12 protein-coding genes are annotated in these 12,761 nt (G+C 60.7%); 1 reads left to right on the forward strand and 11 read right to left on the reverse strand.

What is annotated here, in order from left to right; genetic code table 11:
* A complete protein-coding gene (locus tag AC8GFZ_RS07320) occupies nucleotides 1–1,326 on the reverse strand; it encodes an aromatic ring-hydroxylating oxygenase subunit alpha (protein ID WP_506643822.1) in 1,326 nt (441 codons plus the stop codon).
* A gap of 102 nt (nucleotides 1,327–1,428) precedes the next feature.
* Here AC8GFZ_RS07320 and AC8GFZ_RS07325 point away from each other — a divergent pair, with 102 nt between their 5' ends.
* The gene (locus AC8GFZ_RS07325; protein WP_506643824.1) at nucleotides 1,429–2,334 is read left to right on the forward strand and encodes a LysR family transcriptional regulator; all 906 of its coding nucleotides are present in this window, start codon (nucleotides 1,429–1,431) and stop codon (nucleotides 2,332–2,334) included.
* Between the two features lie 53 nt (nucleotides 2,335–2,387).
* Here AC8GFZ_RS07325 and AC8GFZ_RS07330 read toward each other — a convergent pair whose 3' ends face one another.
* The 10 genes from AC8GFZ_RS07330 to AC8GFZ_RS07375 form a co-directional block, all read right to left on the reverse strand.
* The gene (locus AC8GFZ_RS07330; RefSeq protein ID WP_506643826.1) at nucleotides 2,388–3,101 is read right to left on the reverse strand and encodes an ABC transporter ATP-binding protein; all 714 of its coding nucleotides are present in this window, start codon (nucleotides 3,099–3,101) and stop codon (nucleotides 2,388–2,390) included.
* Nucleotides 3,098–3,853: an ABC transporter ATP-binding protein gene (locus AC8GFZ_RS07335; protein ID WP_506643828.1), complete on the reverse strand. Its 756-nt coding sequence runs from the start codon at nucleotides 3,851–3,853 to the stop codon at nucleotides 3,098–3,100. The genes AC8GFZ_RS07330 and AC8GFZ_RS07335 overlap by 4 nt, the downstream gene beginning before the upstream one ends.
* Nucleotides 3,846–4,805 (reverse strand): branched-chain amino acid ABC transporter permease, encoded by a 960-nt coding sequence (locus AC8GFZ_RS07340; RefSeq protein ID WP_506643830.1) that lies wholly within the window; start codon nucleotides 4,803–4,805, stop codon nucleotides 3,846–3,848. Before AC8GFZ_RS07340 ends, AC8GFZ_RS07335 begins: the two co-directional genes overlap by 8 nt.
* Nucleotides 4,806–4,816: 11 nt before the next feature.
* Nucleotides 4,817–5,734 (reverse strand): branched-chain amino acid ABC transporter permease, encoded by a 918-nt coding sequence (locus AC8GFZ_RS07345; RefSeq protein WP_506643832.1) that lies wholly within the window; start codon nucleotides 5,732–5,734, stop codon nucleotides 4,817–4,819.
* A 76-nt stretch (nucleotides 5,735–5,810) separates the two neighbouring features.
* On the reverse strand, nucleotides 5,811–6,998 hold the full coding sequence (locus AC8GFZ_RS07350; RefSeq protein WP_506643834.1) for an ABC transporter substrate-binding protein: 1,188 nt from the start codon (nucleotides 6,996–6,998) through the stop codon (nucleotides 5,811–5,813).
* A 141-nt stretch (nucleotides 6,999–7,139) separates the two neighbouring features.
* The gene (locus AC8GFZ_RS07355) at nucleotides 7,140–7,889 is read right to left on the reverse strand and encodes an SDR family NAD(P)-dependent oxidoreductase (RefSeq protein WP_506643837.1); all 750 of its coding nucleotides are present in this window, start codon (nucleotides 7,887–7,889) and stop codon (nucleotides 7,140–7,142) included.
* Nucleotides 7,886–8,680, reverse strand: a complete 795-nt coding sequence (locus AC8GFZ_RS07360; protein ID WP_506643839.1) for a cyclase family protein — start codon at nucleotides 8,678–8,680, stop codon at nucleotides 7,886–7,888. Before AC8GFZ_RS07360 ends, AC8GFZ_RS07355 begins: the two co-directional genes overlap by 4 nt.
* A 2-nt stretch (nucleotides 8,681–8,682) precedes the next feature.
* A complete protein-coding gene (locus tag AC8GFZ_RS07365) occupies nucleotides 8,683–9,936 on the reverse strand; it encodes an SDR family NAD(P)-dependent oxidoreductase (protein WP_506643841.1) in 1,254 nt (417 codons plus the stop codon).
* Nucleotides 9,933–11,099: a thiolase family protein gene (locus AC8GFZ_RS07370; protein ID WP_506643843.1), complete on the reverse strand. Its 1,167-nt coding sequence runs from the start codon at nucleotides 11,097–11,099 to the stop codon at nucleotides 9,933–9,935. Before AC8GFZ_RS07370 ends, AC8GFZ_RS07365 begins: the two co-directional genes overlap by 4 nt.
* A complete protein-coding gene (locus tag AC8GFZ_RS07375; RefSeq protein WP_506643845.1) occupies nucleotides 11,096–12,754 on the reverse strand; it encodes an AMP-binding protein in 1,659 nt (552 codons plus the stop codon). Before AC8GFZ_RS07375 ends, AC8GFZ_RS07370 begins: the two co-directional genes overlap by 4 nt.
* Between the last annotated feature and the right edge of the window lie 7 nt (nucleotides 12,755–12,761).

A 12,761-nucleotide genomic window follows, 5' to 3' on the forward strand; every position in this document is an offset into this window, starting at 1 on the left:
TCAAGCAATGCTGACCGCGGCTTGCACCGCGGGACGGATATAGGCCTGCCAGGCTTTGAACTGGTTGCGCATCACCACCTCAGAGGTGCCGTTGTTGGAATAGGCCACGCCGTTGGTCTCGGTGTCGCCGCCCATGTTGCGGTGAAAGCTGACCCACTCGCCGCCTTTGGACTGCAAGCCCCATTGGCCACGGGTCCAGTTTTCCAAGTCATCGGCATTGATCATGGTGGCGGGTGAATTGACCAGGTTGAAGTACCACAAGGCGCGTCGGTAAATCGCCTCGGGCGCGCCCTTGAGCCGGAAGTGCCAAATCTCTGACAAGGTTTTGTCCGGACCGATGGGGCGCAAACAGCGCAATTGCTGCAAGGGCGACTGCACCGACAGGTAGGGGTAGATGAGCACATGGTGAATGCTGCGCGAGAGGTATTCCTCGGCCTTTTCTTCACCATAGGCTTTCTTCAGCAAACCCTCGTATTCCACGGTGTCGGGGTCGGTGGGGCGCAAGCCCATGTAGGCCTTCAAGATGCCATGGCCGTAGGGAAAGTTGACGGTTTGCACCGAATCCCACTGGTCAAAGCTCGACGCAAAGGTCGACAGGTAATGGAAATACAGCGGGGCCGAGCCTTGGTTCTTTTTGACGCGCTCTTCAATGCGCCGCGCCGACACGCCGGTGGACTGGTGGGTGACCGAGGGGTGCAAGGCGTCCAACTGGTTCTCCATGAAGAACTTCCAGTTGGAGTGCTGCACCACCCGGTGGCACACCGGCACCACCTCGACCTCGCCCACCGGTGAGCGGTCGCACATGTCGTCAAACGCCACCTTGGCCTCGCCCAAAAATTCCAGCAAGCTCGGGCCTTCAGCGCTCAGGCTGGCAAACACAAAGCCCCGGTAACTGTCGACGCGGGCGGCCGGCACCATGCTGGCTTGCGGGTCGTCCAGTTTCAAGCGGGTCCCGTCATAACCTTTGGCCAGGGGAATCGCCCGCACCTGGCCGTTGAGGTGAAAGCTCCAAGCGTGATAGGGACACACAAAACCCGAACCGGTGTTGCCGCTGTGCGTGCCACACAGTTGCACGCCCCGGTGCGGGCAGCGGTTGTAGAGCACGCGGATGGATTGATCGCGGTCCCGCACCATCACCATGGGCTGTCGCCCAATGTGCAGCGTGTGGTAGTCGCCCACCGCCTTGACCTGGGACTCGTGGCCACAGTAGACCCACGTCTTTTCAAACATGTGTTCCATTTCCAGGTCAAACAAGGCCTGGTCGGTGTACACGCTGCGGTGCACACGGTCGGGTTGGACCAAGTGGTCCAGGTCAATAGCGGTCATGGCATCTCCGAAAAGAACGCAAGGGTTGAAAGCAGATGCGAAGGTAGCAAAGCCAGCGCGCAGCACCTACAACTTTCCATGCTTTTTACATTACCATTGGTTATGGATTACCGAAAAGTGCAGTTTTTCCTCGCTGCCGTGCGCTGCGGCAGCCTGACCGAGGCCGCCGCTGAGCTCGAGGTGTCGCAACCCGCGCTGTCCAAAAGCATCAAGTCCCTGGAAAAGTCGCTGGGTGTGCCCTTGCTCGAGCGCGGCCGCTTTGGGGTCAGCCCCACGCCTTACGGACAAGCCTTGATGCAGCACGGCCAAGTGGTCGAGGCCGAGCTGCGCCATGCGCTGGGCGAGATCGACGCGCTCAAGGGCTCGCAGCGCGGCCATGTGATCGTCGGCTGCGGCCCCACCGAAGCCAACCGCTTGCTGCCCCAAGCCTTGATGGCTTGGCAACAAAGCCACCCCGAACTCAAAGTGACGGTGCTCTACGGCCTGAACGAATCGCTGATGCCTTGGGTCAAAAACGGCGAGGTTGATTTCGCCTTGTCATCGGTGCCTGCACGCAGCAGCGATGCCGATTTGGTGCACGAAACCTTGTTCACCGAAAGCGCCGTGGTGGTGGCCCGCGCTGATCATCCCTTGGGTCACAAGCGCACAGTGCATGCCAGTGAATTGCTGGGCCAGGTGTGGGTGCTGCCGCGCCCGCGCGAGCTCGAGCGTTTGGCGTTTGAAGATTTTTTTCTGGCCCACCAGCTCTTACCCCCCAAGGCACAGATCGAGACCACCTCAACAGTGTTGATGAAATCCTTGGTGATGCAAAGCGATGCCTTGACCTTCATCCCCCAAGAGCTGATTCACTGGGAGGCACAAGCCGGTCAACTCAGGGCATTGCCGGTGGCCGGCACCGATTGGGCGCGCCGGGTGGGCATCACCCGTCGGCGCAGTGGTTCGCGCAGCGCGGCCTGCACCAGCTTGCTGGCCAGCCTGAAAACAGTGGCGCAACGTCAGTTTGCTTGAGGCGCAGACCGCCCGTGTCAGGGGGATCGACCAACGGCCGCGTCAGCCCAGACTCAGACGCCGAGGTAACGCTGCCACAGGCTGCGGTCTTGGTCCAACTCGGCCGAGCTGCCTTGCCAGGCCACGCTGCCGCGCTCCAAAATCAAATGGCGATCGGCGATTTGCACCAAACGGTTGACGTATTTATCGACCACCACCAAGGTTTGACCGGCTTGGCGCAAGCGCGTCAGGCATTGCCAAATTTCTTCGCGGATCAGCGGGGCCAGGCCTTCGGTGGCCTCGTCCAAGATCAACAGCTTGGGGTTGGTCACCAGTGCACGGCCAATCGCCAGCATTTGCTGCTCGCCGCCTGAGAGTTGATTGCCCATGTTCTTTTTGCGCTCGGCCAAGCGCGGGAATAAGGCGTACACCGACTCAGGCGTCCACGGCTGCGCGGCCCCATTGCGCCGTGCGGCAAAGGCGGTCAAGTGCTCGTCCACGCTCAGGTTGGGAAACACCTGCCGACCTTCAGGCACCACGGCCAGCCCCATGCGCGCAATGCGGTCGCTGCTGTGTCCGGTGATTTCTGCGCCTTCAAAACGAACACTGCCGGCTTGGGGGCTTTTGATGCCGAGCAAGCTGCGGATCAAGGTGGTTTTGCCCATGCCGTTGCGCCCCAGCAAGCCCATGACCTCACCGGCACGGATTTCAAAGTCAATGCCAAACAACACCTGGCTGGCACCATAGGCAGCGCGCAAACCTTGGGCCTGCAATAAAACGGCACTCATGCGCTGTGCTCCTCGCCCAAATAAGCGGCGATCACCATCGGGTCGCTTCGGATGGCCTGGGGCTCGCCACAGGCGATCACCGCACCATTGACCATCACGGAAATGCGATCGGCCAGGCGAAACACCGCGTCCATGTCGTGCTCGACCAACAAAATGGCCACGCGGCTCTTCAAGCCGGCGATCAAATCGACAATGCGCTGGGACTCTTCGGGGCCGGTGCCCGCCATGGGCTCGTCGAGCAGCAGCAGCTTTGGGGCCGTGGCCATGGCCAATCCCACCTCCAGCACCCGCTGCTCGCCATGGGACAGGTTTTGCGCCAGCTCGTCGGCGCGCTCGGCCAAACCGATGTCTTGCAAGATCGATTCGGCCTCATCGTGCAGCGCACGCTCAGCCGCCACTGGGCGCCAAAACGAGTAGGGGTTGCCGGTGCGCGCCTGCACCGCCAACGCGACGTTATCGCGCACAGTGAACGATTTGAACAAGCGGGTGATCTGAAACGAACGCACCATGCCCAAACGCACCCTTTGGTGGGCGCTCAAAGCGCTGATGTTTTGGTTCATGAAAACCACCTCACCCGAATCGCTGGCGAGCAAGCCCGAGAGTTGCGCCACCAAACTGGTTTTGCCAGCCCCATTGGGGCCGATCAGGGCATGGATTTCGCCCGCCCGCACATCCAAGCTGACATGGTCGGTGGCGCACAGGGCACCAAAGTACTTGACCAAAGATTTGACCTGCAAGACCGGCTCAGCCATGCTGCACCCCCTTGGCACGGCGCTGGAACACACCGGCCAATCCTTTGGGTGCCATCAGCACCACAGCCAGCAAAATCCAACCCACATAAAACTGCCAGTGAACGGTGTATTCGGCGAACACGTCTTCCAAGGTCAGCAGCAACAACGCGCCCCAGAGGCCACCGGCCAAGGTGCCCACGCCACCCAAAATCACCATGACCATGAGCACACCCGATTGCGTCCAGTGCATCAAATTGGGGTTGACGTAGTTTTGCTGGTTGACCATCAATGCACCTGACAAGCCGCCAATGGCGCCGGCCAACACAAACAAGACCATTTGGTAGCGGTACACCGCAAAACCCAGTGCCTCGGTGCGCACATCGTCATCGCGCTGGGCCAACACCACCCGGCCAAAGCGCGAATGCATCAAGCGATGCATGAACCACAGGCTGAGCACCAGGCACAGCAGCACCAGGTAATAAAAAGCCAGGTCATTTTTCAGGTTGATGCCAAAGCCGAAGTCGGAACGCATGCGGATGTTCAGGCCTTCGTCGCCGCCATAAGCTTTGACCGAATTGACCAAGTAGTAGACCATTTGCGCAAAGGCCAGGGTGATCATGATGAAGTACACGCCCCGGGTGCGCAGCGAAATGGCGCCGATCAAGGCCGCAAAAATCGCCGACACCACCATGGCTGCAGGGAAACCGATCCAACCACTGGGCACGCCCTCGGTGATCAAGATGCCCACGGTATAGGCGCCGATGCCGACAAATGCAGCGTGGCCAAATGACACCAAGCCGCCATAGCCCAAGATCAGGTTCAAGCTGCAAGCGGCCAAGCCGTAAATCATCATGCGGCTGAGCATGGACAAATAAAAGTTCTGGCCTTGCGCTTGCATCAGCCACCCCAAGCCCACCGCCAATGCGATGAGCAAATACCAAGCCCAGGCGGGGGTGGAGCGGGACGACGTCATGGTGTTGGGGCTCATGCTTTGCGCGAGAACAAGCCCTGGGGGCGGATGAACAAGACCACGGCCATCAACAGGTAAACCATGATGGACGCAGCTGCGGGGCCAGCGGTGGCCGCGACTTGCGGCGGGAATATTTCACGAAACAAATGCGGCAGCAAGGTGCGGCCAAAGGTATCGACAAAACCCACCAACAAGGAGCCCACAAATGCCCCCCAAATAGACCCAATGCCGCCAATCACAATGACCACAAAGGCCAAGATCAAAATGCTTTCGCCCATGCCCACCTGCACCGCCAACAAGGGCCCGAGCATGGCCCCCGCAACAGCACACATGGCTGCACCCAAACCAAACACCAGGGTGAACAGACGTTGGATGTTGATGCCCATGGCCATGGCCATGTCGCGGTTGGACGCGCCAGCCCGCACCCACGCGCCCATGCGGGTTTGGGTGACCACCAGGTACAAAAACAAGGCCAAGGCCAAACCCACCCCAATGATGACGAGCCGGTAACTGGGGTACATCAAACCGGGCAACAATTCCACTGGCCCCGACAAAGCGGCCGGCGCCGAAAGCGCCAAATCGGTGCCCCAAATCATGCGCACCGCTTCGTTGATGATCAAGATCAGGGCAAAGGTGGCCAGCACCTGCGACATGTGGTCGCGCCGGTACAGCGTGCGCAGCAGGGTTGACTCGAGCACCATGCCAAAAACTGCCGTCAAAGGCACAGCCAACAAAACGCCCCACAAAAATGACTGGGTGATGTTCACCAACCAGGCCGCCAAAAATGCACCCACCATGTACAAAGCGCCATGGGCCAAGTTGATCATGTCCATGATGCCAAACACCAGGGTCAAGCCCGAGGCCAGCAAAAACAACATCAAACCAAATTGAAGCCCATTGAGGCTTTGCTCAAGAAACAGTATCCAGGTCATGCAAGCGCTTATCGGTCAAAACAAAAAATGCCCCACCACAGGGTGGCGGGGCCTTGGGGGATGTGCGCCCAAGCGTTTACTTCATGGGGCAATCTTGCACGTAAGCGTCGCCGTGGCTGGCCAGCACCGGGGTTTGCGACACAATTTTGTTGACCAAACGACCCTGCGCGTCTTTTTGCACTTCGCGCAAATAGTAGTTTTGGATCGGGTACTGGTTGGTGTTGAATTTAAAGGCACCGCGCACCGATTCAAACTTGGCCTCTTTGATGTGGCGGCGCAAGGCTTCTTTGTCTTCCAAATTGCCTTTGGCACCGCGCACCGCCGCGTCAATCAACAACGCGGTGTCATAGCCTTGGGCGGCATACACGGTGGGCAAGCGCTTGTATTCTTTTTCGAACTCAGTCACAAACTTTTTGTTGGCAGCATTGTTCAAGTCCAGGCCCCAATGGGCGGTGTCGGTGATGCCCAACATCTCGTCACCCACACTGCGGATGATGTCTTGGTCGGCGCCAAAGCCGGGCAACACCATCTTGGTGTCTTTGTTCAGACCAGCGGCCACAAACTGCTTGATGAAGTTGATGCCCATGCCTCCGGGCAAGAAGAAGTAAAGCACATCGGGCTTGGCCGCGCGAATTTCAGCCAGCTCGGCCGAGTAGTCCAACTGGCCCAGCTTGGTATAGACCTCAGCGGCCACCTTGCCTTTGTAGAAACGCTTGAAACCCGCCAAGGAGTCTTTGCCCGCTTGGTAGTTGGGGGCGACCAAATAAGCCGACTTGAAGCCCCGGTTGGTCGCGTGCTGGCCTGCGGCCTCATGGTAGGCGTCGTTGGGCCAAGACACCGCAAAGAAATAAGGACTGCAATCTTTGCCAGCGATGGGCGATGGTGCGGCGTTGGGGCTGAGGTAAAAAGTTTTTTCACCCACAGCCTCGGGCAAACCCGCCAACATGATGTTGGAGAACACCACACCGGTCATGAAGTCCACTTTGTCGCGCTTGACATAGCGCTCAAACAGTTGCTTGCCCACATCGGGCTTGAACTGGTCGTCGCCAATCAATACCTCAGCGGGCAAACCACCAAGCCTGCCGCCGTTGAGCTTGACCGCCAGGTTGAAGGCATCGCGAATCTCTGCGCCCAATGCGCCATTGGGACCCGACAAGGTGCTGACGAACCCGATCTTGACCTTGTCAGCGGCCTGAACCATGGAAGCGGCCAGCAAGCTGGCCAAAGACAAGGCCAGCAAACGGCCTGATTTTGTTGTGCGCATGATCACTCCTTTAAAACTGCGGGGCCAGCCCGACAAGGGCCAGCAGATACGAAGAACACGCATTGTCGCTTGAGCGACGCGGAAAACGCTCAGGGATTCCCCCTGTGCGCTTTTTCATCCATGAGACGCTCAGCAGACCCATCACAAATTCAAACTCCCCACGCTGGCACCCCCACAAACGTACAAAACCTGACCGGTGATGAAGCCACTGCCGGGCTGGGCAAAAAAACCGGCCACACGGGCGACATCGGCGGGCTCGCCCAAACGGCGCACCGGCAAGGAAGCGGCCAATTGCGCCTCTTTGTCGCTGCCCGCAGGCACCACATCGTGGAACATGGCCGTGCTGCGAATCGGCCCGGGTGCGATCACATTCACGGTGATCCCCTGTGGGCCCAATTCCAATGCCCAGGTGCGGGCCATGCCCATCAGACCAGCCTTGGTGGCCGAATAGGCACTGCGGGTGGCCAAGCCCACTGCCGCGCGCGACGACAACAGCACCACCCGGCCAAATTGTTGTGCTTGCATGGTGGGCAAGGCCGCTTGCACCATTTGGATGGCGCAGGCCAAATGCAGTTGGGTCAAATCGTCCAAATCGCTCAGGCGCACATCGGGCAACAAAGCCGCGCGGATCAAGCCTGCGTTGTGCACCACGGTGTTGATCGGCCAGTCACGCACCACTTGTTGCAGCGCTTGCGCGGTGGCCTGGCGGTCGAGCAAGTCCACCTGCACGGCATGCAATTTCGGGTTGTGCCAGGTCGGGGCTTGGATGTCCAGCGACACCACCTCGCAGCCTTGCGCCAACAGTTGTTCGCACACAGCGCGGCCAATGCCAGCGCTGCCACCACTGACCAAGGCCACTTGGCGCCAGCCGGATGCGGGTGCGATGCTCAAGCGGCGTGCTCCACCAGTGCCAACACCCGCAAGGGGCTGCCACTGCCTTTTTGGATCTTCAAGGGCGGGCTCAAAATCACCGCGCCAGTGGGCGGCAATCGGTCCAAATTGGCCAGGCACTGCAAGCCATAGCGGCCCGCACCATGCATGTAGTAATGGCAGGGATAAGGGGGCCGCAGGTGATAGCCCTGACCGGCATCGGTGCCAATGGCCTCGGAGCCAAAACCCAGCACATCGCGCTGATCGACCAAAAAGCGCACCGCCTCGGTGCTGGGACCGGGGGTGTGTTGGCCGGTCTCATCAAAGTTTTGATAGGCCTCGGGATCGGTGCGTTGGGACCAGTCGGTGCGCATCAGCAACCACGACCCCGCTGGGATGCGGCCATGCTGGGCCTCAAAGGCCAACAAATCGTCCACCGTCAACAGGTAGTCGGGGTTTTGTGCCACCTGGGCCGAGCAATCCACCACGCAAGCCGGGGCCACAAAGTGCTGCACCGGAATGGTGTCGACGGCATTGTTGGGCAGGTCACGCCCAGATATCCAATGGATGGGCGCGTCAAAGTGGGTACCGGTGTGCTCGCCACAGGAAAAATTATTCCAATACCAACCCGGGCCGCGCGCATCGTAATGCGATGCCTCTTCGATGCGAAATGGCCAGCACTGGCCCATCTCGGGCGGCAGGGCAATTTGCGGAAAGTCAGGGGTCAGGGTTTGGGTCAGGTCGATGACTTCAATGCGCCGCGTGCGCATGGCCTCAACCAAGGCATTCAACAAGGGGGCTGTGGTGGCCATGCTCATGTGCCCCCCGCCGCGATTTCCCGCTCCAACACCTTGGGGTTGTCGCGCCAACGCTGCAACCACTCTTGGGCCACATCACCGGGGTACACGTCTTCGGTGCCATCGCGCAAGGCTTTGATCACCGCTTGAGCCAAGGTGTCGGGCGCCAATTTGGGTGGTGGCATGTTTTGGTTCCATTCATCGTCAATCGGTCCCGGGAACACATGGACCACACGGATGCCCGATGGCCGCATCTCGGCGCGCAAGCATTGCGACAAGGAGTAAGCCGCCGCCTTGGAAGCCGAGTAGGTGCCGTGCGAGGGGAAATTGGACAAGGCGTAAATCGACAGCAAGTTCACCCAAGCGCAGGCGTGGGTCACCCCATCGGCGGCGCGCCCTTGCAAAGCCGGGCCCAAGGCCTGGGACAAGCGCAGCAAGCCCAGATAATTGATCTCCATTTCCATGCGCGCCACATCGGTGCCGGTGCGGTTGCCAATGCCGTGGCTGCGGTGCACCTCGGCGTTGTTGATGACGATGTCCACCTTGCCACCGATCTCGCCAGCCAAGGTGGTGACCGAGCGCTCATTGCTCAGGTCGAGTGGCAACATGGTCACTTGGGGGATCGCGGCCAACTCGGCCAGGCCAGGCAACTTCTTCCACGGTTCGGCATGGCCCACCCACACGATGTCCGCACCCGCCTTGACCAAGGCACGCACCATCGCTTGACCCACCGGGGTTTTGCCGTCGGTGACCAGGGCCTTGCGGAACTTGGGGTCGCTGCCCATCTCGCGCAGCATTTTGTCGTCGGCCATGTGCTCGCTCTCTTTCTCAGGAAAACCTATCAACACCGCCTGGCCCGCACGGTCCAAACGCGCACCCACCCGAACCCGGCAGGGGGCCTCGGTGACCTCGCTGTGCAAGTGCACCATCACCGATGGCCCCGCATCCAGCGCCACCATGCCCAAGCGCCAGGGCAGGCGCTCGCGAAAAAACAAATCATTGCTGTGGTGCAAGGTGGTGCTGGCCAACAACTGGCCCCAGCCCGATTGCGCGCGCCACTTTAGGCGCGGTGACACACAGTGCACACAGGCCTCGCGCGGCGGGTACTGCACGCTGTCGCAGTCTTGGCACACCTGCAATTCAAAACGGCCCTCGGCGGCAGCCGCGGTCAGGCCCAAAGCCACACGGCTGCGCGCCGATGGCGGCAGGTTCATTTGCGGTGTGCGCAAAACCGGGTTTTTGCGCGGCGGGCGCATCAGCGGCATGGTCATGCGGATCGCCCCAACAACACCGCACCGGTGCACAAACAGCGGTCATAGGTGACCATGCCAAAACCCGACACCAATCCCAGTTGCGCGTTGGTCACTTGGCGTTCGCCGGCCATGTCGCACAGCTGGCGCAGCGACTCGACCATGCCAATGAAGCCCCCTGCGGCACCGGCCTGACCCACCGACAACTGCCCACCACTGGTGTTGTTGGGAAAGCTGCCGTCATGGGTCAAGCTGTGGTCACGCACAAACTGTGGGCCCTCGCCCTTGGCGCAAAAACCCAGGTCTTCAAATTGCATCATCACGATCACCGGGTAGTCGTCATAGGTTTGCACAAAGTCCACCTGCGCCGCCGTGGCGTCGGCTTGGGCGTACAAATCGGCCAAATCGCGCCGCCAACCGCCTTGCACCATGATGGGGTCGCTGGCAAAGGCATTGTGCCGTTCAATCGCGCCACGGATGATGGCGTGGGGCAGGCCCAGGTCGCGGGCGCGCTGTTCGCCCATGACCAAAAACGCATCCGCCCCCGCACAAGGCATGACGCAATCAAACAGGTGAATGGGGTCCGAAATGGGCCGCCCCGCCATGTACTCGTCCAGGCTCAAGGCTTTTTTGAACAAAGCATTGGGGTTTTTCAAAGCGTTGCTGCGTTGGGCCACCGCGATGCGGCCAAAGTCTTCGCGCTGCGCGCCATAGGTGCGCATGTAGTTGGCGGTGATGAAGGCAAACACCGAGTTGGGTCCACCCGAGCCGTAGGGGTAACTGGCGTCGCGCGCAAAGTGGCTGAAGCTGCCCAAGGTTTGGCGAAATGAATCGACGTGGTTGGTATCGGCCCCAATGCACGCCACCACATCGGCGTCACCGGCCTGCACCGCCCGAGCTGCACGGCGCAAAGCCATCACACCCGAAGCCCCGCCAGTGGGAATGTGGTCCAGCCAACGCGGCGACAAACCCAGGTGCTGGGTCAAGCCCACGGCCGTGTCGGGGTTGAGGGAAAAACTGCTCAGGCACAGGCCATCGATATCGTCTTTCTCAATGCCCGAGGCTTGGATCAAGGCCTGCAGTGCTTGACCGACAAACCAATGCGCCCCTTGGGTGCTGTAGCGTTGGTAGGGCACGGTGATGGGCACCGCCACCGCCACCCCTGCATAGGATTGGCGGCTCATGTCTGTCGCTTTTTCAGGGCGCGCACATCGATGCAGTGCGCTTGCCCAGGCAAGTCACGCGCCACATCGCGCAATTGACCACGCTGGACTTTTTGCGACAACGTCACCGGCAGGGCATCCACAAAGGCCAGATAACCCGGGGCCTTGTAATAGGCCAATTGGTCCAAACAGTGGCGCACCAAATCCTGGGCCAAAGCCGCACGCTGCGTTGCAGGCAAGGCCTCGCGGGTCACCACACAGGCCAAGACCTCATCGCCGCGCACCGCATCGGGGGTGGCTGCAATGGCGCAGGCCTTGACCGCTGGGTGTTGGGCCAACACGCTTTCGACCTCGACCGCCGATATGTTTTCGCCACTGCGGCGGATCACATTTTTTTTGCGATCGACAAAGTACAACAAACCCTGGGCATCGCGTTGCACCAGGTCACCGGTGTGAAACCAACCACCGGCCCAGGCCTCTTCGGTGGCCTGCGCGTCTTTGAGGTAACCGGCAAAAAAGTCTTGGCGCGGGTTCGGGCCTTGGGCACGCACCCACAATTCACCCGGCACGCCCACGCCCACATCCACGCCTTGGTCGTCGACCAGGCAGTAGGCCATCTCGGGGGGCGGTTTGCCAAAGCAGCGGGTGCCCACATGGCGGGGCTCATCGTTGGCCATCACACAAGCCGCGGCACCGGTTTCGGTCATGGCCCAGGCCTCCACCAAGGGAAAACCAAACCGCGCTTCAAACGGTGCGTGGTTGCGCTGGTCCACACCGGCCCCAAACCCAAAACGCACCGCATGCGCTCGGTCGCTGGGCTGAGCGGGGGCCGACAGCAACATGGCGGGCATCACGCCCAAGTAGTGGACCACGGTGGCGCGGCTTTGGGCCACACTTTGCCACCAGGTTTGCGGGTGAAAGCGGTCGAGCTGCACCAAGCATCCGCCGGTGAGCAACACCACCATGGTGGAAAAGGCCATGGCGTTCATGTGGTTCAAGGGCAAGGGGGTGATGACCCGCTCTTGCGCTGGGTGCGTCACACAGGCCCCACCCAAGTCGGCATACCACTGGCCTGCCGCCAAAAAATAACCATTGAGCAAACGGCAGCCCTTGGGCCGACCGGTGGTGCCCGAGGTGTAGAGCAAAGCACATTCGCTGTCGCGTCCAGGCGCTTGTGAAGCACTGGGGGCCGGCCGTGCGGCTGGGGGCAGCGGTGCATCGCTGCCATGGGCCCACACCGCAGCATCGCTGCCCACCGCTTGGGCGGCTTGGCTCACATCGGCCACCCGGTTCGGCAGCACCACCGCCAACACGATTTCGCTGTGGTCGATCAGGTATTGCAACTCGGCTGAGCGCATGTCGGAATGGATGGGCACCACCGACACGCCCAAGGCATTCAGTGCCCACCAGTGGTACAAAAAGTCGGGTCGGTTGTCCAGCAGCAAGCCCACCCGGTGGCCGTGGCCGTAGCCCGCCGCTTGATAGGCTTGGCGCCATTGCGCCACGGTGGCCAGGGCCTGCCAGTAAGACACGGTGCCCGGCGCGATGCCATATTGGGCAGCGGTCACATCTTCGGTGAACAGCAGGTCGGCCTGCGGTTGGCGCTGGGCCACGGCTTGCAGCACCGCATGCACGGTGCAGTCGGCAGCACGGGTGTCCAAATCGGTCAACAGCATGGCAGGG

The organism is Limnohabitans rimovensis (SeqCode), from assembly GCF_965234775.1.
In the GTDB taxonomy this organism is placed as follows: domain Bacteria; phylum Pseudomonadota; class Gammaproteobacteria; order Burkholderiales; family Burkholderiaceae_C; genus Limnohabitans; species Limnohabitans rimovensis.